The 20170-nt window shown below is 72.7% G+C and carries 18 protein-coding genes; 4 read left to right on the top strand and 14 right to left on the bottom strand.

Features of this window, described 5'->3' with window-relative positions; all coding sequences use genetic code 11:
- Window positions 1–66: 66 nt before the first annotated feature.
- The 13 genes from QNO07_RS15595 to QNO07_RS15535 form a co-directional block, all read right to left on the bottom strand.
- Complete coding sequence (locus QNO07_RS15595; protein ID WP_283992611.1) at window positions 67–708, bottom strand: arsenate reductase/protein-tyrosine-phosphatase family protein; 642 nt, start codon at window positions 706–708, stop codon at window positions 67–69.
- Window positions 705–1352: an L-threonylcarbamoyladenylate synthase gene (locus tag QNO07_RS15590; protein ID WP_283992610.1), complete on the bottom strand. Its 648-nt coding sequence runs from the start codon at window positions 1350–1352 to the stop codon at window positions 705–707. The genes QNO07_RS15595 and QNO07_RS15590 overlap by 4 nt, the downstream gene beginning before the upstream one ends.
- Window positions 1353–2198, bottom strand: coding sequence for a peptide chain release factor N(5)-glutamine methyltransferase (gene prmC, locus QNO07_RS15585; RefSeq protein WP_283992709.1), 846 nt, complete (start codon window positions 2196–2198; stop codon window positions 1353–1355).
- Between the two features lie 33 nt (window positions 2199–2231).
- Window positions 2232–3302, bottom strand: a complete 1071-nt coding sequence (gene prfA, locus QNO07_RS15580) for a peptide chain release factor 1 (protein WP_283992609.1) — start codon at window positions 3300–3302, stop codon at window positions 2232–2234.
- Between the two features lie 180 nt (window positions 3303–3482).
- Window positions 3483–3701, bottom strand: coding sequence for a 50S ribosomal protein L31 (gene rpmE, locus QNO07_RS15575; RefSeq protein WP_283992608.1), 219 nt, complete (start codon window positions 3699–3701; stop codon window positions 3483–3485).
- 189 nt (window positions 3702–3890) lie between these two features.
- Window positions 3891–5012, bottom strand: a complete 1122-nt coding sequence (locus tag QNO07_RS15570) for an LCP family protein (RefSeq protein ID WP_283992607.1) — start codon at window positions 5010–5012, stop codon at window positions 3891–3893.
- A 343-nt stretch (window positions 5013–5355) separates the two neighbouring features.
- The gene (gene rho / locus QNO07_RS15565) at window positions 5356–7434 is read right to left on the bottom strand and encodes a transcription termination factor Rho (RefSeq protein ID WP_283992606.1); all 2079 of its coding nucleotides are present in this window, start codon (window positions 7432–7434) and stop codon (window positions 5356–5358) included.
- Between the two features lie 361 nt (window positions 7435–7795).
- Window positions 7796–8737 carry a homoserine kinase gene (thrB, locus tag QNO07_RS15560; protein WP_283992605.1) on the bottom strand — a complete coding sequence of 314 codons (942 nt, stop codon included), beginning with the start codon at window positions 8735–8737 and terminating at the stop codon, window positions 7796–7798.
- Between the two features lie 337 nt (window positions 8738–9074).
- Complete coding sequence (gene thrC, locus QNO07_RS15555) at window positions 9075–10169, bottom strand: threonine synthase (RefSeq protein WP_283992604.1); 1095 nt, start codon at window positions 10167–10169, stop codon at window positions 9075–9077.
- 32 nt (window positions 10170–10201) lie between these two features.
- A complete protein-coding gene (locus tag QNO07_RS15550) occupies window positions 10202–11503 on the bottom strand; it encodes a homoserine dehydrogenase (RefSeq protein WP_283992603.1) in 1302 nt (433 codons plus the stop codon).
- Window positions 11504–11678: 175 nt separating this feature from the next.
- Window positions 11679–13070, bottom strand: a complete 1392-nt coding sequence (gene lysA, locus QNO07_RS15545) for a diaminopimelate decarboxylase (protein ID WP_283992602.1) — start codon at window positions 13068–13070, stop codon at window positions 11679–11681.
- A gap of 16 nt (window positions 13071–13086) precedes the next feature.
- Complete coding sequence (locus QNO07_RS15540) at window positions 13087–13929, bottom strand: arginine--tRNA ligase (RefSeq protein WP_283992601.1); 843 nt, start codon at window positions 13927–13929, stop codon at window positions 13087–13089.
- A gap of 50 nt (window positions 13930–13979) precedes the next feature.
- Window positions 13980–14438, bottom strand: coding sequence for a response regulator (locus QNO07_RS15535; protein WP_283992600.1), 459 nt, complete (start codon window positions 14436–14438; stop codon window positions 13980–13982).
- A 154-nt stretch (window positions 14439–14592) separates the two neighbouring features.
- Here QNO07_RS15535 and QNO07_RS15530 point away from each other — a divergent pair, with 154 nt between their 5' ends.
- Entirely contained in the window at window positions 14593–16695 is a 2103-nt protein-coding gene (locus QNO07_RS15530) for a neutral/alkaline non-lysosomal ceramidase N-terminal domain-containing protein (protein ID WP_283992599.1), read from the top strand.
- Between the two features lie 136 nt (window positions 16696–16831).
- Window positions 16832–17662, top strand: coding sequence for an FAD-binding oxidoreductase (locus QNO07_RS15525; protein ID WP_283992598.1), 831 nt, complete (start codon window positions 16832–16834; stop codon window positions 17660–17662).
- A 37-nt stretch (window positions 17663–17699) separates the two neighbouring features.
- Here the strand turns inward: QNO07_RS15525 and QNO07_RS15520 are convergent, their stop codons facing one another.
- Window positions 17700–17987: a hypothetical protein gene (locus QNO07_RS15520; RefSeq protein WP_283992597.1), complete on the bottom strand. Its 288-nt coding sequence runs from the start codon at window positions 17985–17987 to the stop codon at window positions 17700–17702.
- Window positions 17988–18094: 107 nt separating this feature from the next.
- Here QNO07_RS15520 and QNO07_RS15515 point away from each other — a divergent pair, with 107 nt between their 5' ends.
- Together QNO07_RS15515 and QNO07_RS15510 are read left to right on the top strand one after the other, a co-directional pair.
- Window positions 18095–18694: a GNAT family N-acetyltransferase gene (locus QNO07_RS15515; RefSeq protein ID WP_349636837.1), complete on the top strand. Its 600-nt coding sequence runs from the start codon at window positions 18095–18097 to the stop codon at window positions 18692–18694.
- Window positions 18695–18855: 161 nt separating this feature from the next.
- Entirely contained in the window at window positions 18856–20115 is a 1260-nt protein-coding gene (locus tag QNO07_RS15510; protein WP_283992596.1) for a cytochrome P450, read from the top strand.
- Window positions 20116–20170: the final 55 nt, after the last annotated feature.

Genomic DNA, 20170 nt, shown 5'->3' with positions numbered 1-20170 from the left:
AGGGTCTCTCGGTGTGTCTGTGCCCACAGACTAGGACACCGGCAGGTGTGGGCTGGTCCGCGAAGCCTACGCCGGGGCGGGAACGCCGGTGAGCGCCGTGACCACGGGGTCGAGGGCGTCGTTGATCTCCTCGCCGACGCTGCGGAAGTAGGTGATGGGCGCGCCGTAGGGGTCGTAGACCTCGTCGGCCTCGGCGCTGGGTGCCAGCAGCCAGCCGCGCAGGGCGGCGGCGGCCTGGACGAGGGCGCGCGCCCGGTCGGCCACGCCGCCCGCGGACTCGGGGGCGGGCAGCGTGGCGGGGTCTATGGCCCGCACCAGCCGGGTGAACTCCTTGAGCGTGAAGGTGCGCAGGCCCGCGGAGTGGCCCATGGAGATGACCTGGGCCCGGTGGTCGCGGGTGGCGGTGAGGACCAGGTCGGCGCGGATGACGTGCTCGTCGAGCAGTTCCCGGCCGGTGAACCCGGTCGGGTCTGCCCCGTAGTCGGCGAGCACCGTCGCGGCGTGCTCCTCCATCGGCGCGCCCTCGTGGCCCCAGGTGCCGGCGCTCTCGACCAGCAGGCCGCCGGAGAGCGGGCCTGCGAGGCGGGCGTCGAGGGCATGGCGGGTCAGCCGCTCGGTGATGGGCGAGCGGCAGACGTTGCCGGTGGAGACGTGGAGGATCCGGAAGACGGGCCGAGCCGGTATGCCACGCCTTTCGGGCGTGGTCAACTGCCCTCCCGCAACTCGGGTACCACCTTGCGCAGTTCCTCGGCGCTCAAGGCACCGGCGCGCAGCAGGACGGGTACCGGGCCGGTGACGTCCACGATGGACGACGGCACGGTGTCGGGGGTCGGGCCCCCGTCGAGGTAGACGGCCACGGAGTCGCCGAGCATGTCCTGCGCGTCGTCGCAGGTCTGCGGCGCGGGGTGGCCGGTGAGGTTGGCGGAGGAGACGGCCATCGGGCCGACCTCGGTGAGCAGTTCGATGGCGACCGGGTGCAGCGGCATGCGCACCGCGACGGTGTCGCCGGTCTCACCCAGGTCCCAGGTGAGCGAGGGCTGCTGCCGGGCCACGAGGGTGAGCGCGCCCGGCCAGAAGGCGTCGACGAGTTCCCAGGCGGACTCGGAGAAGTCGGTGACGATGCCGTGCAGGGTGTTGGGCGTGCCGACGAGCACGGGCGAGGGCATTCCCCGGCCGCGGCCCTTTGCCTCCAGCAGGTCGCTGACGGCCTCCGGGCTGAAGGCGTCCGCGCCGATACCGTAGACGGTGTCGGTGGGGAGCACGACCAGCTCCCCCCGGCGTACCGCGGAGGCGGCCTCACGCAGACCGGTCTTGCGGTCGGTGGCCTCGGAGCAGTCGTAACGGCGTGCCATTTACGGCACCTCCCTGCGGGCTGTGGCGAATCGGGGTCGGTTGTTGAGGTCGGGGTGGTCCGCGGCGTCCGCCCAGCCGCGGTGCTCGGCGAAGATCCAGGGCACCTGCCCGCCCTGGGTGTCCGCGTGCTCGACGACCACGACCCCGCCGGGGCGGAGCAGGCGGTGTGCGGTGCGTTCCAGTCCGCGGATGAAGTCCAGGCCGTCCTCGCCGGAGAACAATGCCAGTTCCGGGTCGTGGTCGCGGGCTTCAGGAGCGACATACTCCCACTCGGTCAGCGGGATGTAGGGCGGATTGGAGATGACCAGGTCCACCTGGCCGTCGAGTTCCGGGAACGCGGCGAGCGCGTCGCCGTGGTGCAGCCGGACGCGGGAGCCCTCGGTGTTCTTGCGGGCCCAGGCGAGCGCGCCCTCGTCCAGCTCCACGGCGTGCACGCGGGAGCGCGGCACCTCCTGGGCGAGCGCGAGGGCGATGGCACCGGATCCGGTGCACAGGTCAACGATGAGCGGTTCGGCGACGTCCATGGCGCGTACCGCGTCTATGGCCCAGCCGACGACCGACTCGGTCTCCGGCCTGGGCACGAACACGCCTTTGCCTACCTGGAGTTCCAGGTAGCGGAAGAAGGCGCGCCCGGTGATGTGCTGGAGCGGTTCGCGGGCCTCGCGGCGGGCGATGGCCTCCCAGTAGCGGGCGTCGAAGTCGGAGTCGGCGACCCGGTGGAGTTCGCCGCGCCGGACACCGTGCACGTAGGCGGCCAGCTCCTCGGCGTCGAACCGGGGCGAGGGCACGCCCGCGTCGGCCAGCCGCTGCGTGGCCTGCGCCACCTCGGCCAGGAGAAGGTTCATGGTCTTCTTCGTCACCCGTCCCCTTGTGTCCGCTTATTGGGCCGCGGCCAGTTTGGCCGCGGAGTCGGCGTCCACACATGCCTGGATCACCGGATCGAGTTCACCGTCGAGCACCTGGTCGAGGTTGTACGCCTTGAAGCCGACGCGGTGGTCGGAGATCCGGTTCTCCGGATAGTTGTAGGTGCGCACCCGCTCGGACCGGTCCACGGTCCGCACCTGGCTGCGGCGGGCGTCGGAGGCCTCGCGCTCGGCCTCCTCCTGGGCGGCGGCCAGCATCCGGGCCCGGAGGATGCGCAGGGCCTGCTCCTTGTTCTGGAGCTGGCTCTTCTCGTTCTGGCAGGAGACGACGATACCGGTGGGCAGGTGGGTGATCCGCACGGCGGAGTCGGTGGTGTTGACGGACTGGCCGCCCGGGCCCGAGGAACGGTAGACGTCGATCCGCAGGTCGTTGGCGTTGACCTCGACGTCCACGTCCTCCGCCTCGGGGAGCACGAGCACGCCGGCGGCGGAGGTGTGGATGCGGCCCTGGGACTCGGTCGCGGGCACCCGCTGCACGCGGTGCACTCCGCCCTCGTACTTCAGCCTCGCCCACACGCCCAGTCCGGGCTCGATCTGCCCGCGGGACTTCACCGCGACCTGGACGTCCTTGTAGCCGCCGAGGTCGGACTCGTTGGCCTCGATGATCTCCGACTTCCAGCCCTGCCGCTCGGCGTAGCGCAGGTACATGCGCAGCAGGTCGCTCGCGAACAGCGCGGACTCGTCGCCGCCCTCACCGGCCTTGATCTCCAGGATGACGTCCTTGTCGTCGCTGGGGTCGCGGGGGACGAGCAGCAGGCGCAGCCGTTCGGTGGCGGTCTCCCGCTCGGCTTCGAGCGCCTTGGTCTCGGCGAGGAAGTCGGGGTCGTCGGCGGCGAGCTCGCGGGCCGTCTCGATGTCCCCGGTGAGCCGCTTCCACTCCCGGTAGGCGGCCAGGATGGGGGTCAGCTCGGCGTACCGCTTGTTGAGCGCCTTGGCCCGTCCCTGGTTGGCGTGGACGGAGGGGTCGGCGAGCTGCTTCTCGAGGTCGGCGTGTTCGCCGATCAGTTCCTCGACCGCCTCGAACATCGGGTGTCCTCACTGGAAGGGGGTGGGCAAGAAAGGGGTGGACGCGGTGGCGACGACCGGCGGTGCCGGGCGGACCCGGGTACTGTCGGGCACTGCCGGGGACTGCCGGGTACTGCCGGGGACGACAAAACGCCGGTCCCGCGCCGCCGCGTGGGCGGCCGGGAACCGGCGCTGTGGTCGCTACTTCTGGTCGGCCTTCTTGCCGAAGCGCGCCTCGAAGCGGGCGACACGGCCGCCGGTGTCGAGGATCTTCTGCTTGCCGGTGTAGAAGGGGTGGCACGCCGAGCACACGTCGGCGCGGATGGCGCCTTCCTTGACGGTGCTGCGGGTCGTGAACTCCGCGCCGCAGGTGCAGCTGACCTGGGTCTCGGTGTACTCGGGGTGGATGTCCTGCTTCAAGGTGTCTCCTAGGTTCGGGAGGGTGCCGGGTCGTCGCGCGGATTGCGGGACGTGAACCGGGACCGACGGACCAGTCTGCCACTTCTGGCCGCACCTCCCAAAACGGGGAGCCGCCGCCGGGTATTCCCGCCCGGCGAAGCTGCTCCGGGGCGGGTGCCGGGGGACGGGCGGAACCGCCCTTCCCCCGGGTCAGCGCACGACGTCGCCGGCCTCCGCCTCGGTAGCGGCGGAGTCCGCGGTCGCGGAGGCCGGTATCGGCTTGTCGGCCTTGATCGCCTGCCAGACCTGCCGGGACTGCGCGGGCAGCGGCACCACGCGGTTGGGGTCGGCGCTGTCGTACTCGACGGGCAGCGTCACCATGTCGATGCGGTCGGCGTCGATGCCCTTGAGTGCCCGTGCGAGGCCGGCCAGCCGGTCCACCGAGGCCAGCTCGGAGTCGGTGGTGAGGGCGGAGGTGCCGGCGTCGGCCAGGTCGTACAGCTTCTTGGGGTTGCCGAGCGCGTCCACGTCGCCCACCTGCTTCACCAGCGCCTTGACGAACGCCTGCTGGACCTGGATGCGGCCGAGGTCGCTGCCGTCGCCGACGCCCTTGCGGGTGCGGACCAGGCCGAGTGCCTGTTCACCGCCCAGGGTGTGGGTGCCGGCCTCCAGGTCGAGGCGGCTGCTGGGATCGTGCACGGCCCGGGAGGTGGTGACCTCGACGCCGCCGAGGGTGTCGATGAGCTTCTTGAACCCGGTGAAGTCGACCTCCAGGTAGTGGTCCATGCGGATGTCGGTCATCGCCTCGACCGTCTTCACCGCGCAGGCCGGGCCGCCCAGGGCGTAGGACTCGTTGAACATGGCACGTTCGGCCGCCGGGACGGCGCTGCCGTCCGCACCGCGGCACTGCGGGCGGTCCACCAGCGTGTCGCGCGGTACGGACACCACGCTGGCGCTGCGGTGGTCGGCTGCTATGTGCACGATCATCGCGGTGTCCGAGCGTGCCGTGCCCTCGTCTGCGCCGTAGGCGGCGTTGTCGCCGTCGCGGGAGTCGGAGCCGAGGACCAGCAGGTCCAGCGAGCCGCCGGGCCGGTCGTCGGGCCGGTCGCCGCCGAGGGCGGCGTTGATGTCGACACCGGAGAGGTTGCCGTTCAGCGCGTGCCAGGCGTAGCCAGCGCCGCCTGCGGCGACCAGCACCAGCGCCGCGCCCGACCATGCGGTGACGCGCAGCGCGCGTCGGCGGCGGCTGGGCGGCCTGCGCCGCCGGCCGGTGGCGCGCAGCACACCGCCGCGGCGGGTGGCCGCCTGCTCACCGGTGCTCTCGTGCGCCATGCCTGCTGCTCCCTCTCGGCTCTGCCCCCTGCTGTCGATGAGACGTCGGGCCCTGCGGAAGGGTTGCACACAGCGTGATGAACACTGCCTAAGCAAGATCATCCGGACATCCGGCCCCGCGCTGCCCCGGGACCGGCACAGCGGCGTCCACCAGCGGCGACGCCGCGTCCCGGCCGTCGGCGCCGCACAGCGGCGCTGCCGCCGGCTGTGGCGAGGCTCTCACGCCTGCGGGCCCGGGTGGGCTCCGCGCCCGTACACGGCCGCAGGCCGCCGCACACGCCCGGGAGGGGCGGGTGCGACGGCCTGCGCAGGCGGTGCCGGGCGGGAGGCTCCGGCGGCGGGATCAGTCCCCGCTGTTGCCCGGAGACGGCGTCGTCTTCTGGATCTGCATCAGGAACTCGCCGTTGGACTTGGTCTTCTTCATCTTGTCCAGCAGCAGCTCGATCGCCTGCTGCTGGTCGAGCGCGTGCAGCACCCGGCGCAGCTTCCACGTGACGGCCAGCTCCTCGCTGCCCATCAGGATCTCCTCCTTGCGGGTGCCGGACGCGTCCACGTCCACCGCCGGGAAGATGCGCTTGTCGGCGAGCTTGCGGTCGAGCTTGAGCTCCATGTTGCCGGTGCCCTTGAACTCCTCGAAGATCACCTCGTCCATGCGCGAGCCGGTCTCGACCAGCGCGGTGGCGAGAATGGTCAGCGAGCCGCCGTCCTCGATGTTGCGCGCCGCGCCGAAGAACTTCTTCGGCGGGTAGAGCGCGGTGGAGTCCACACCGCCGGAGAGGATCCGGCCCGAAGCGGGCGCCGCCAGGTTGTAGGCGCGGCCCAGACGGGTGATGGAGTCCAGCAGCACGACCACGTCGTGGCCCAACTCCACCAGGCGCTTGGCACGCTCGATGGCCAGCTCGGCGACCGTGGTGTGGTCCTCGGCAGGGCGGTCGAAGGTCGAGGAGATGACCTCGCCCTTCACCGACCGCTGCATGTCGGTGACCTCCTCCGGACGCTCGTCGACCAGGACGACCATCAGGTGGCACTCGGGGTTGTTGTGCGTGATGGCGTTCGCCACCGCCTGCATGATCATGGTCTTGCCGGTCTTCGGCGGGGCCACGATCAGACCGCGCTGGCCCTTGCCGATCGGCGCGACCATGTCGATGATGCGCGTCGTGAGCACACCCGGGTCCGTCTCCAGCATGAGGCGGTCCTGCGGGTACAGCGGCGTCAGCTTGTTGAAGTCCGGTCGCCCGCGACCGTTTTCGGGCGCCATGCCGTTGACCGAGTCCAGGCGCACGAGCGCGTTGAACTTCTCGCGGCGCTCACCGTCCTTGGGCTGGCGCACCGCGCCGGTGACGTGGTCGCCCTTGCGCAGACCGTTCTTGCGGACCTGGGCCAGCGACACGTACACGTCGTTGGGGCCCGGCAGGTAGCCGGAGGTGCGCACGAACGCGTAGTTGTCGAGGATGTCCAGGATGCCGGCGACCGGAATCAGGACGTCGTCCTCGTTGACCTGCGGCTCGTTGAACTCCTCGCGGGTGCTGCGGCGGCCGCGCCGGTCGCGGTAGCGGCCGCGGCGGCCGCGACGGCCGCCCTCGAAGTCGTCGTCGTCGCGGTCCTGCCGGCTCTGCCGACCCCCGCCCTGACCCTGGTTGCCCTGACCCTGGTTGCCCTGGCCGCCCTGGCCGCCCTGGCCCCCCTGGTTGCCCTGGTTGGCCTGGTTGGCCTGGTTGCCCTGGCGATCGCCGCCCTGCTGCGGGGCGTTGCCGCCTTCGCCGCCCTTGCGGCGGTCGCGCTGGCGGTCGCGCTTGCCCTGGCGATCGCCGCCCTGGGCGTCCCGGCCGCCCTTGCCGCCGTCGCCGCGACCCTCGGCCGCCTCCGCCTGCGCCTGCGCCTCCGCGCCGGCGTCGGTGGAGGCACCGCCCTCACCGCCGTCCGCACTGCGGAAGGGGCGGTCCTTGTCGCCGCGCTCGGCCTTGTCGGCGTTGCGCGAGCGGCGTGCCGCAGCGGGCTTCTCGTCGTTGACGGGCTGCCCGGGGATGTCGATGTGCGCTTGGCCGGACGGCTGCTCGCCGTCGGCCGGGGCACTGTCGACGGTGCGCGCCTTGGAGGTGGCACGGCGCTTCGGCTTGGCCTCCGCGGCCTCGGCCGCGGCCGGGGCTGCGGCCGGGGCGGAGTCGGCGCGGCTGCCGGAGTTCTCGGCCTGCTTCTCCTTGATGACCTCGATCAGCTGGCTCTTGCGCATACGCGCGGTGCCCCTGATGCCGAGGCCGGAAGCGACCTGCTGCAGCTCCGCCAGGACCATGCCGTCGAGGCCGGTGCCGGAGCGGCGCCGCCGGCCGGCAGTGCCGGAGGCGGTACCCGAGGCAGGCGCGGCAGAGGCGTCCTTGGTGGGCGCGTCTGCGTTCGCGCCCATCAGATCGGTGGTGTCGCTCACGAAGGGTCCTTCCCTGGAGCGGACGTCGGCCTGTCTGGCTCGGCGACCGGTTGTGCTGTCCGGCTGCGGTCCGATGTGGCGGAACGGCCGGGGCGGTGGTCCCGCCTGTGCGTACGGCGGAGAGATCAGTTCACTGGCACGAGAGGATGACTGGCGTCATTCGCGCCGGTTCCGGAGCGTTTTCGACACTGCTCGGCAGGCTGCTCAGACAGTGTGGGGAGCTCCCGGAAGAAAGGGTGGTCCCGGAGAGGGACACCGTGCACCGCATCGTTTCGGATGCAGGTGCAGACTTGAGGTTAACACTACCGGATCCGACAAACATTCCCCCTCTCGGTAACCGGCAATCGGGCCGGTCCTCCTGTCACTGGTTGCCGCCCGCACCGGCGAGCGGCAGCACGCTGGCCCCGTCCGCGTCCAGCGCCAGCCGGTTGGCCGCCCACCCGGCGCCCGTGCTGCGGGCGACCTTGTTGGCGGTGTCCGCGGTGTCCGCGGTGGCGAGCGCGAGCACCGTGGGGCCCGCACCGCTGATGACGGCGGGTACGCCCTCGGCGCGCAGACGGTTCACCAGTTCCACGCTCTCCGGCATCGCCGGCGCCCGGTACTCCTGGTGCAGGCGGTCCTCCGTCGCCGCGAGCAGCAGCTCGGGGCGCCTGGTCAGCGCCTCGACGAGCAGTGCGGCCCGTCCGGCGTTGGCGGCGGCGTCGACGTGCGGCACGGTGCGCGGCAGCAGGCCGCGGGCCGTCTCGGTGAGCACCGGACGGGACGGCACGAAGGCGACCGGTACGACGGACTCCGCGGGTTCCATCCGGATCGCCCGCGCGGCGCCGCCGTCCGTCCAGGCGAGCGTGAACCCGCCCAGCAGGCAGGCGGCCACGTTGTCGGGGTGCCCCTCGATCTCGGTGGCGAGTTCGAGCAGCGCGGTGTTGTCGAGCTTCTCGGCACCGCCGGTGGTCACCGCGCGGGCGGCGACGATGCCGGCGCAGATGGCCGCCGAGGACGAGCCCAGTCCGCGGCCGTGCGGGATGCGGTTGGCGCACACCACCTCCAAGCCGCGGGGCTGCCCGCCGAGCAGGTCGAAGGCGGTGCGCAGCGAGCGGACGAGCAGATGGCTCTCGTCCCGCGGCAGCGTCTCGGCCCCCTCACCCGCGATGTCGAGGTGCAGGCCGGACTCGGCGACGCGGACCACCACGTCGTCGTAGAGCCCCAGGGCCAGGCCGAGGGCGTCGAAGCCCGGGCCGAGGTTGGCGCTGGTGGCTGGGACGCGCACCCGGACGGCGGCGGCGCGGAACGCGGGACCGGCCATCGCTCGATGACTCTCCTTGGTTCGTGTGCTGGTGGTGCGTGCGAGCAACTCCCCCGGCGCCTCGGTGGGTACCGGACGTCGCGTGCCGGGCCTCGGCCCGGCGAAGGAACCGCTGTGGGGGCGGTTTTCGGGAAACACAACACATGCCCCTGGCACATTCATCTGTGCGGGGTGGGTTGAATCCCAGCCTATCCAACGATGGTTCGGTGGCGACACAGGGCGCACGGGAGGCGCACGATGCGTGTCGTCCACAGCGGTGTGCTCCCGCGTGGTCCCTACAGTGAACCAGGCCCGGCGGTGAGGTCCCGCCGGGCCCGTGCCGCCACGGGGTCGAGGGTCAGGCCAGGCCGAGCCGTTCGGCCGCTGCGGCGGCGTCCACCGGCACGGTCACCGGCTGCGGCGCGCCCGCGACGGCCCAGTCGGGGTCCTTGAGGCCGTTGCCGGTCACGGTGCAGACGATGCGCTGCCCGGGGTCGACCAGGCCCTGCTCGGCGGCCTTGAGCAGGCCGGCGACGGACGCCGCGGAGGCGGGCTCCACGAACACGCCCTCCTGCGCGGCGAGCAGCCGGTACGCGGACAGGATCTGCCGGTCGGTCACCTCGTCGATGAGGCCGCCGGACTCGTCCCTGGCCTGCTCGGCGCTGTGCCACGACGCCGGGTTGCCGATGCGGATGGCGGTCGCGATGGTGTGCGGGTCCTTGACGGGCTCGCCGCGGACGATCGGCGCGGAACCCGACGCCTGGAAGCCCCACATCCGGGGCGTGCGCGTCGCGGTGCCGTCGGCGCGGTACTCCTGGTAGCCGCGCCAGTAGGCGGTGATGTTGCCCGCGTTGCCGACCGGCAGCACATGGATGTCGGGCGCGTCGCCGAGCATGTCCACGATCTCGAAGGCGGCCGTCTTCTGGCCCTCGATGCGGGCCGGGTTCACCGAGTTGACCAGCGCCACGGGGTAGTTGTCGGAGAGGGCGCGGGCGAGCGTGAGGCAGTCGTCGAAGTTCCCGTCGACCTGGAGGATCTTCGCGCCGTGGACCAGCGCCTGGCCCATCTTGCCCAGCGCGATCTTGCCCTGCGGCACCAGCACCGCGCAGACCATGCCGGCGCGGACCGCGTAGGCGGCGGCCGAGGCGGAGGTGTTGCCGGTGGAGGCGCAGATGACGGCCTGCGCGCCCTGCGCCTTCGCGGCGGAGATCGCCATCGTCATGCCGCGGTCCTTGAAGGACCCGGTCGGGTTGGCGCCCTCCACCTTGAGGTGGACCTCGCAGCCGGTGCGCTCGGAGAGCACCTGCGCCGGGACCAGCGGCGTACCGCCCTCGCGGAGCGTCACCACCGGATCGGACTCGCCGATTGTCAGGCGGTGGCGGTACTCCTCGATGATCCCGCGCCACTGGGCGCTGGTGCCGGTGCGGCCGGCGGTGCCGGATGTGGCAGACATGCCAGAAGTCCCAGACATTGTGCTGATGTCCCTCATTCCCCTTCGACCCGCATGATGCTCGCGACGCCGCGGACGGTGTCCAGATTGCGCAGCGCCTCGACTGTCGCGCCCAGGGCGGAGTCGGCGGCGCGGTGGGTGACGACGACCAGCGACGCGTCGCCGTCGGCCCCCTCCTTGCCCTGCTGCCGGACGGTGTCGATCGACACGCCGTGCTCGGCGAACACCAGGGCGCACTGGGCGAGTACGCCGGGTTTGTCGGCGACGTCCAGGCTGATGTGGTAGCGGGTGACGACGTCACCCATCGGGCTGACCGGGAGCTGGGTGTAGGCCGACTCGCCGGGGCCGCGGGCGCCGCTGAGCTTGTTGCGGCAGGCCGCGACCAGGTCGCCCAGGACGGCGGAGGCAGTCGGGCCGCCCCCGGCGCCGGGGCCGTAGAACATGAGCTGGCCCGCGGCCTCCGCCTCGACGAACACCGCGTTGTACGCCTCGCGGACCGACGCCAGCGGGTGGGTCAGCGGGATCATCGCGGGGTGGACGCGGGCGGTGACCGAGCGGCCGTCGGCGGCCCGCTCGCAGATGGCGAGCAGCTTGACCGTGCAGCCCATGCGGCGGGCGGACGCGATGTCCGCGGCGGTGACCTCGGTGAGGCCCTCGCGGTGCACGTCGTCCAGGCCGACGCGGGTGTGGAAGGCGATGCCGGCGAGGATCGCGGCCTTCGCGGCGGCGTCGAAGCCCTCGACGTCGGCGGTCGGGTCGGCCTCGGCGTAGCCCAGCGCGGTGGCCTCGTCGAGCGCCTCGCTGTACCCGGCGCCGGAGGTGTCCATCCGGTCGAGGATGAAGTTGGTGGTGCCGTTGACGATGCCCAGCACCCGGTTCACGGTGTCCCCGGCAAGGGACTCGCGCAGCGGGCGGACCAGCGGGATCGCCCCTGCGACCGCCGCCTCGTAGTACAGGTCGGCGCCGTGCTTGTCGGCCGCCTCGTGCAGCGCCGGGCCGTCCTCGGCGAGCAGCGCCTTGTTGGCCGAGACCACGCTGGCGCCGTTCTCGAAGGCGGCCGTGATGAGGGCGCGGGCGGGCTCGATGCCGCCGATGACCTCCACGACCACGTCGATGTCGCCGCGGGTGACCAGCGCCTTGGCGTCGGTGGTGACGAGGTCGGCGGGCACGCCCTCACGCACCCGCCCGGGGCGCCGCACGGCGATCCCGGCCAGCTCGACCGGGGCGCCGATGCGCGCCGCGAGGTCCTCCGCGTGCGTCGTCATGATGCGTGCCACCTCTGAGCCGACCACTCCACAGCCCAGCAGCGCCACCTTCAGCGGACGCGTACGCATCATCTGACCTCGTTCACTCGGTTCGTGTCATGTCCGGCGGTTCCCTGGTCCCACCGGTTCGGCGTGACGCCTCGTCCAGCATGCCGTCCAGCGTCCCGTCCAGCAGGGCAAGTCTCACGCACCGGACCCGGGATTCCCTCCCGGGTCCAGCATGTGGAACGCGTTTCTCAGCTTTCAGTCACCCGACGTCGAGGCGGAGCAGGTCCTCCTCCGTCTCGCGCCGGACGATCTCCCTGGCCTCGCCGTCGCTGACGGCGACCACCGGCGGGCGCAGCGCGTGGTTGTAGTTGCTGGCCATGGACCGGCAGTAGGCGCCGGTGGCCGGCACCGCGAGCAGGTCCCCGGGTGCCGTGTCGGCAGGCAGGTAGGCGTCCCGTACGACGATATCGCCGCTTTCGCAGTGCTTGCCCACCACCCTGCTCAGCATCGGCTCGGCGTCGGAGGTCCGGGAGGCCAGCGTGACGGTGTACTCGGCGTCGTAGAGCGCGGTACGGATGTTGTCCGACATGCCGCCGTCGACGCTGACGTAGGTGCGCAGGCCGTCCAGCGGCTTGGTCGTGCCGACCTCGTAGAGCGTGAACGCGGTCGGGCCGACGATGGCCCGGCCGGGCTCCACGGACAGCCGCGGCACGGCCAGCCCGGCGGACTCGCACTCGCGGGTGACGATCTCGTTGAGCGCCTTGGCGATGTGCTGCGGCTCACTGGGGTCGTCCTCGCTGGTGTACGCGATGCCCAGACCGCCGCCGAGGTCGATCTCCGGCAGTTCGACGCCGTGCTCGTCGCGGATCTGCGCGAGCAGCCCCACCACGCGGTGCGCGGCGACCTCGAAGCCGGAGGTGTCGAAGATCTGCGAGCCGATGTGCGAGTGGATGCCGATGAGCTCCAGCGAGTCCAGGCCCAGCGTGCGGCGCACCGCCTCCGCGGCCTGCCCGCCGGCCAGCGGCAGGCCGAACTTCTGGTCCTCGTGGGCGGTGGCGATGAACTCGTGGGTGTGCGCCTCGACGCCGACGGTGACCCGGATCTGCACCGGCTGGCGGCGGCCGACCCGCTCGGCGGCCTTGGCCACGCGGACGATCTCCTGGAAGGAGTCAAGGACGATGCGGCCCACCCCGGCCTCGACGGCCCGGTCGATCTCCTCGGTGGACTTGTTGTTGCCGTGCAGCGCGATGCGCTCGGCGGGCATGCCGGCGGCCAGCGCGGTGGCCAGCTCGCCGCCGGAGCACACGTCCAGGTTGAGTCCCTCCTCGTGCAGCCAGCGCACCACGGCCCGGGACAGGAACGCCTTGCCCGCGTAGAACACGTCGGCGCCGGGCCCGAAGGCGTCCCGCCAGGCCCGGCAGCGGGCGCGGAAGTCCTGCTCGTCCAGCAGGTAGGCGGGGGTGCCGAAGCGCTCGGCCAGCTCGGTGACGGCGAGGCCGCCGACCGTGACGGTGCCGCGCTCGTCGCGGGTGACGGTGCGGGACCACACCTGCGGGTCGAGGGCGTTGAGGTCCTCGGGCGCCGCACTGTGGCGGCCCTCGGGAAGGACGTCGGCGTGGCGGGGCCCGGCAGGATGGGCGGAACGGCTCATGGTGGCTCTGATCCCCTCAGAGGTGGTTCGGTGCGCTGATGCCGAGTTCGGCGAGGCCGCCGGCCAGCACCGTCCCGGTGGCCTCGGCGAGGGCCAGCCGGGAGCGGTGGGCGGCCTCGGGTTTCTCGTCGCCGCGGGGCAGCACGGGGTGGGCGTCGTGGAAGTCGAAGAAGGCGTCGGCGGCTGCTTCGAGACGGTAGGCGAGCCGGGCGCCGCCCTCCGGCCCGGTGGCCCGGCTGGCGGCCTGGCCGCCGACCCGGGCTGCCTCACCCAGGCGGGCGATCAGCGCGGCCTCGGCGCGGGTGTCGTAGCGGCCCGGCTCCGGGGCGAGGCCGAGGTCGCGGGCACCGGCGAGCAGGGCCCGGGTCCGGGCGTGGGCGTACTGCACGCGGAACAGCGGGTTGCTGTGCCGCCGCTCCCAGTTCGGCGCGGTGCCGGTGGCCGCCGCCCAGCGGGCGGCGTCGCCCGCCGGGTCCTCGGCGGGCGGCACCGGACCGGGGACGCGGGCGCCCGGGGTCCGGCCCGGGGCGCGGTGGGCACCGGCGAGCAGGGCGCGGACGGCAGCGGTGCGCCCGCCGGGGTCGACACGGATGTTGAGGAAGCCGGCTCCGGCGACGGCGACGGCGGCGACCCCCGGTTCGGCGGCCAGCGACGGCCGCAGGATCTCGGCGATCTCCCGGGCCGGGCGGCCGACCGCCGGGGCGAGGCGCAGCGCGATGTTCGACGCGTAGTCGGCGTCGCCGTGCGGGGGTTTACGCAGAGTGACCCGGTCCGGCTCCTCCGTGGCAGGCAGCACCCCGGCGGCGACGGCACGGTGTACCGAGCGCAGCACACTGCGGGAGAGCTGGTCGGGGGTCACGGGACAAGCCTAGTCCCGTGTCGGCGGCGGTCCGCCGCGTGTTCCACTCCTCAGGACGGCCCGGCGACGGACTCCGCGCTCTCCGTCACCGACGGCGACGCCTGGTCGGCCGCGGGCGGCCCGCCCGCGGGGCCGGGGGCGGGGCCGCTGAGCAGCAGCCGCCGGACCAGCTGGACGAGGTCACCGGGCTCGAACGGCTTGGCGAGGAAGGCGTCCGCGACGTCCACCTCGCCGCCCATCCGGTTGCAGCCGCTGACCAGGGCCACCGGAATGCGGCGGGTACGCGGGTCGGCCCGCAGCCGCTGCGCGGTGCGCAGGCCGTCCAGCCGCGGCATGGCCACGTCGAGAGTGATCACGTCCGGTCGTATGTGGTGGACCACGTCAAGGCACTCGGCACCATCGGCCGCGGTCACGACCTCGAAGCCCTCCAGCTCCAGGTTGACCTTGATCAGTTGCCGGATCACCTTGTTGTCGTCCACCACAAGGACCCGGCCCGACGCCCCAGGCACATACGAAGCGTAGGGGGCGTACACCGACTGCGTCCGGGTTTTCCCTATTTCCGCCCGCTGCCCGGCCGTTCGGGACGCCTGCCGGTCGCCCCGCCCAACACCCTTGTCACGCACGTACCTTCACGGTCGTGCTACCGCCTGGTACGACGGTGGAGTGGCCATTCAACGTCTTCGGACCGCTGCCGCGCTCGCGGTGGCCGTCGCCCTGCTGCTCGCCCCCACGTCCGCCTTCGGCGGATCCCCCACCGCGGCGCTCCCCACGGCCCCGGCGTCCCCTGCCACCACCTCCGACGCGGCCTCCGCCGCCGAGGAGCCCTACCTGGTCGGCCGCGGTGTGGCCGACGCCACCGGAGAGATCGCCGAGGCCGGGATGATGGGCTACGCCCGGGTCGACCAGGTCGCCGAGGGCCTGCACACCCGGATGCGGTCCCGTGCCTTCGTGATCGCAGACCGGGCGACCGGCAAGCGCGTGCTGATCGTCGTCGCGGACTCACCCATGATCTTCTCCAGCGTGCACCAGCGGGTGCTGCGCGGTCTGAAGGAGCGCTACGGCGACCTGTACTCCGAGCAGAACGTGATGATCACCGCCACCCACTCGCACTCCGGGCCCGGCGGCTACTCGCACCACACGCTCTACAACGTGACCACACTCGGCTACCGGGAGAAGACGTTCCGGGCGGTGAGCGACGGCATGCTGGCGTCCGTGGAGCGGGCGCACGCCGACCTGGCCCCGGCCTCGCTGACGCTCACCCACGGCGAACTGCACGACGCGAACGTCAACCGGTCCAAGGTGGCGTTCGACCGCAACCCGGCGGCGGACCGGGCGTTCTTCCCCGAGGGCCGCGACCCGCAGACCTCGCTGCTGCGCATCGAGCGGGACGGCCGCCCGGTCGGCGCGATCAACTGGTTCGCCACCCACAACACCTCGATGACCGGCGAGAACAAGCTCATCAGCGGCGACAACAAGGGCTTCGCCGCCCACCACTGGGAGCGGGAGGTCGAGAAGGTCGACTATCTCGCGGACACCCCACCGGACTTCGTGTCGGCGTTCGCGCAGACCAACGCCGGTGACATGTCGCCGAACATCCACCTCGACCCGGCAGACGAGTTGGAGGAGAAGCAGTTCGAGAACACGCACACGATCGGCATGCGGCAGTACGAGGCTGCGGCCGGTCAACTGGACGAGGAGGGACAGCGGTTGGGCGGCGGCGTGGACTCCCTGCTGTCGTATGTGGACCTGTCCGACGTGGAGGTGCGCCCCGAGTTCACCGGTGACGGCCGCACCCACCGCACCTGCAAGCCGGCCTACGGCACCAGCGCCGCAGCCGGCAGCACCGAGGACGGCCCGGCGCTGCCGATCTTCAAGGAGGGTGCCAACCCGTTCTGGGACGCCGTCTCGCACTCCGTGCTGTACACCGTGTCCCCAGCGCTGAAGGACTGCCAGTCACCCAAGGGGGTGCTGCTGCCGGTGGGCGAGATGAACCGGCTGCTGCCCTGGGTCCAGGAGGAGGCGCCGGTGCAGCTGATGCGCGTCGGCGACCTCTACCTGATCGGGCTGCCGGTCGAGGCGACCGTCACCGCCGGACTGCGCCTGCGGCGGACCGTCGCCGAGATCACCGGCGCCGACCTGAAGAACGTGCTGGTGGCCGGCTTCTCCAACGCCTACCTGCACTACCTGACCACGCCGGAGGAGTACGACGCCCAGCAGTACGAGGGCGGCAGCACGCTGTTCGGCCGCTGGCAGCTGCCCGCGCTCCAGCAGAGCGCGGCCGACCTGGCGACGCGGATGCGCGACGGCCGGCCGGCGGTCCGCGGGCCCGTGCCCGCGGACCTCTCCGGCAAGCAGTGGATCCGCCCGCCGGGCGTGGTGCTGGACACGCCGCCTCTGTTCCGCGGCTTCGGCGACGTGCTGACCCAGCCGGCGGCCTCCTACGGGCGCGGCGACCGGGCCACCGCCGTCTTCGCCGGCGCCCACCCGGGCAACGACACACAGGCCGACGCCACCTACCTGGAGGTGCAGCGGCGGACCGGCGACCGCTGGGAGCGCGTCGCCGACGACGGCGACTGGTCGACGACATTCCGCTGGGCCAGGGACGGCATCAGCGCGTCCAAGGTGACGCTGTCCTGGGACGTGCCGGCCGACGCGGCACCGGGCGAGTACCGTTTCCGCTACCACGGCCACGCCAGGAGCCTGCTGGGGAAGATCACCCCCATCAGCGGCACCAGCCGCGCCTTCACGGTCACCGGAACAGGCTGAGGAGGTGCGGGGCTGAGGAGGTGCGGTGCCGCGGAAGTGAGGGCCCCGGAAGTGAGGGGTCGGGAAGTGGATCAGGGCTGACCGGGACCGGGGCCCTCTGACGCACTCCGGTGCCGCCCGGCCCGCACGCACCCCCGTGCGAGCCGGGTGGCATGCTGCCGCACGAGGGCGACGGCGCGTCGGGTGCGGCGCCGCAGCACCGGAGGCGGGGTGGGGGCCCGAACTGCCCGACGAGATCTGGTCGTCGGTGCGGCTGCGCGCCTCGGCGGGTGAACGCCCGCAGCTCACCCTGCGGTTGCTCTCGCTCGGCGCGCGGCAGGACGCGGAGAACGCCGTGGACCGGCTGGCCGCCCGGTGCGGACCGGCGGACCGGGCGGTGTTCCGGCAGGTGCCGCACGCGCAGGCGATGCGGGAGCTGGCGCAGTGCGAGTCGCTGAGCGACGAGCAGAGCCGGCTGCCGGGACGGCTGCCCGGCCGCCACCCGCTGGGCGCCCTGCGCCGGGGTGCCCAGACCGCCCGCTCGCACTTCTTCCGGCATCTGGTGCCGGACGCCGGCTGGCGGGCGCTGGTGCGGACCGTGGAGTCGTTCGACGCCCCCGAGGGGGGCGCCGCGGAGGTCCTGCTGACGGCGCTGGGCGGCGCGGTGGGCCGGGTCCCGGTGCACGCCACCGCGTTCGTGCACCGCCGGGAGCGGGTGCTCGCCCAGTACCTCGCGCACCTGCCCGCGCCGCACGGCGGCCCGTCAGAGCCCCTGGGCGCGGCAGGCACGGGCCGGCACGCGGCGTGGGTGCGGCGGGTGTGGGAGTCGCAGCGCCCGCACGCCTCGGGGGCCGCGTACCAGAACTACGCCGACCCGGACCTCGACGACTGGCGGACGGCGTACTACGGCCCGGCGGCCGCGCGGCTGGCGGAGGTGAAGCGGGCCTGGGACCCGGACCGCGTCTTCGACTTCCCGCAGGCCGTCTGAGACCGCTCCGCCGGGCGCGGGCGGTGGGCGCGGGCGCTCAGATGCGGCGCACGCGGGACGCGAAGATGTGGCCGATGGCCAGGTAGATGACGGCTGCCAGGCCGTAGCCGAAGACGACCTGCATCCACTCCTTGTCGAAGGTGAACAGGTCGTAGGACCAGCCCGCGAGCCAGGTGGCGGCGTCGTGGATGAAGCTGACCAGTTCGTTGCCCCGGTTCGCCCCGAGCAGGTACATCAGGATCCACAGCCCGATGATCAGGGCTGCGATATCAGCGATGACGGCGATGAGCCTCGCCGCGCCTCCGTACGTGGATCGTGTGGACATGACAGGCTTCTTGCCGCTTGTGCGCGTGTGAAACCTCCTCTCTCGGACCGCGCCCCCGGACCGGTAATCCAGTGGACACCGGTACGGCCGGCGCCCACTGTTCGCCCATGACCGAGAACGCACCGCCGCACCTCACCCATGCGGCTGCCCCGTCCGCCCCTTCCGCCGCGTACGGCCCGCCCGCGCGACTGCGGTTCGTCCCACTCACCGCGGACACCATGCGCGCGCTGCTCGACGGCGACCTCAACCGGGCCAGGGAGCTGTCCGGCGTACCGCTGACCGGCTACTTCACCACCGGACAGGCCCGGTGGCTGTGGGACCTGCGGCTGCGCCAGCTCGCCGAGGACCCGGCGAGCGGCAGGTGGTTCGCGCGCATCGCCGTCACCACGCCCGACGGCGCCGTCGTCGGCCACGCGGGCTTCCACGGGCCGCCCGACGAGGCGGGCACGGTCGAGGTCGGCTACTCCGTGGTTCCGGAGCACCGGCGGCGCGGTCACGCCACGGCGATGCTGGCGGAGCTGCTGCGCCTCGCGGCCTCGGAACCGGACGTGCGCACCGTGCGCGCCTCGATCAGCCCCGGCAACGCCGGCTCGCTGGCCACCGTCGCCCGCTTCGGCTTCGTACGCGTCGGCGAGCAGTGGGACGAGGAGGACGGCCTGGAGACCGTGTTCGAGGTCCCGGCCGTGCGCGGCGCCGCGCCGCTCTGAGCCGCACAGGACGCCGCTGGAACCGCACCGGGGCGGCGGCCTGTGTCACCGGACGGTCACAGGCTCACCCGGACGGTCCTGCGGGAGGTGTCGGACGTTGACTTGACTGCCCCTTTTTGTCGTCAATGTGGGCAACAACGGACTTCTGGCGGAGAGTGATCATGTCCCTGGTGGCACCGCGCGGCCCTCTGTCAGTCTCGTCGCCGCAACTCCGGCTCGCCGACCCGCACTTCTGGGGGCGGCCCGCTTCCGAACGGAACGCGGTCTTCGAGGCGCTGCGCCAGGCCGGCCCTCCGGTGTTCGTGCCCGGCCCGCACGGCGGTGGCCGGGGCCACTACGCGCTGGTGCGGCACGCGGACGTGGTGAAGGCGGCCCGCACGCCTCAGGTCTTCCTCTCGGGGCCGGGCGTCACCACACCGGAGCCGGCCCGCTGGGTGCGGACCGTCTTCGGTGACTCCATGGTCAACCTCGACGACCCCGAGCACGCCGCGCTGCGCCGCATCGTGTCCCGGGCCTTCACCCCCCGGCTCATCACCCGGTTGGAGGACGGTATCCGCGAGACGGCCGCCCGGGTCACCACCGACGCCGCCCGGGCGGGCTCGGGGGACTTCGTGGCCACCGTCGCCGGCCGGCTGCCCTACGAGGTCATCTGCTCGATGATGGGCATCCCGGAGCGGCAGCGCGCCCGCATCCTGCACCTCGTCGACCAGGCCTCCGCACACGCCGGCGTGCACCGTTCACTGCGCGCACGGGTGCGGGTGCCCGGTCGCGGCCTGCGTGCGCTGGCCCGCATGCACCTGATCATTGCCGCGCTGGGCCGGGAACGCCGCCGCTCGCCGCGCGAGGACCTCATCTCCGCCCTGGTGACGGCGGACGTCGACGGCCGTTCCCTGACGTACCGTCAGCTGGGTTCGTTCTTCTCCCTGTTGCTCGTCGCCGGCGTGGAGACCACCCGCAACGCGCTTGCCCACGGCCTGCACCTGCTCACCGAGCACCCCGAGCAGCGTGCCCTGATGCTGTCCGACCTGGATTCCCATCTCGACGGCGCCGTAGAGGAGATGGTGCGCCACAGCACCCCCATCATCCAGTTCCGGCGCACGCTGGCCTGCGAGTTCGAGTTGGGCGGACGGCTGATGGCGGCCGGTGACAAGGTCGCGCTCTACTTCCTGGCGGCCAACCGCGACCCCTCCGTCTTCACCGACCCGGACGCCTTCGACATCACCCGCTCCCCCAATCCGCACGTGGGCTTCGGCGGCGGAGGGCCGCACTTCTGCCTCGGCACGCACCTGGCCCGGCAGGAGATGCGCGCGCTGTTCCGGGAGCTGCTGACCCGGCTGCCGCAGATCCGCTCCACCGGCAGCCCCCGGCTGGTCCCGTCGAGCTTCGACAACCGGGTGGCGTCCCTGCCCTTCCGCTGCTGACCCTGTTCGCCCCGCCTGCCGCCGTCCGCCATTCGGCGCCGGCGCCGGCGCCGAA

Origin of the sequence: Streptomyces sp. 549, from assembly GCF_030124175.1 — a bacterium.
Classification (GTDB): Bacteria; Actinomycetota; Actinomycetes; order Streptomycetales; family Streptomycetaceae; genus Streptomyces.
Note: the sequence above shows the minus strand (reverse complement) of the source record. Positions and strands in the feature narration are given on the sequence as shown.

Excerpts from the sequence above, each read along its gene's own strand:
- QNO07_RS15590 (WP_283992610.1), bottom strand. The coding sequence starts at position 1,352 with ATGGCACGCCGTTACGACTGCTCCGAGGCCACCGACCGCAAGACCGGT.
- prmC (WP_283992709.1), bottom strand. The coding sequence starts at position 2,198 with ATGAACCTTCTCCTGGCCGAGGTGGCGCAGGCCACGCAGCGGCTGGCC.
- prfA (WP_283992609.1), bottom strand. The coding sequence starts at position 3,302 with ATGTTCGAGGCGGTCGAGGAACTGATCGGCGAACACGCCGACCTCGAG.
- QNO07_RS15570 (WP_283992607.1), bottom strand. The coding sequence starts at position 5,012 with ATGGCGCACGAGAGCACCGGTGAGCAGGCGGCCACCCGCCGCGGCGGT.
- thrB (WP_283992605.1), bottom strand. The coding sequence starts at position 8,737 with ATGGCCGGTCCCGCGTTCCGCGCCGCCGCCGTCCGGGTGCGCGTCCCA.
- thrC (WP_283992604.1), bottom strand. The coding sequence starts at position 10,169 with ATGTCTGCCACATCCGGCACCGCCGGCCGCACCGGCACCAGCGCCCAG.
- QNO07_RS15550 (WP_283992603.1), bottom strand. The coding sequence starts at position 11,503 with ATGATGCGTACGCGTCCGCTGAAGGTGGCGCTGCTGGGCTGTGGAGTG.
- lysA (WP_283992602.1), bottom strand. The coding sequence starts at position 13,070 with ATGAGCCGTTCCGCCCATCCTGCCGGGCCCCGCCACGCCGACGTCCTT.
- QNO07_RS15520 (WP_283992597.1), bottom strand. The coding sequence starts at position 17,987 with ATGTCCACACGATCCACGTACGGAGGCGCGGCGAGGCTCATCGCCGTC.
- QNO07_RS15515 (WP_349636837.1), top strand. The coding sequence starts at position 18,095 with ATGACCGAGAACGCACCGCCGCACCTCACCCATGCGGCTGCCCCGTCC.
- QNO07_RS15510 (WP_283992596.1), top strand. The coding sequence starts at position 18,856 with ATGTCCCTGGTGGCACCGCGCGGCCCTCTGTCAGTCTCGTCGCCGCAA.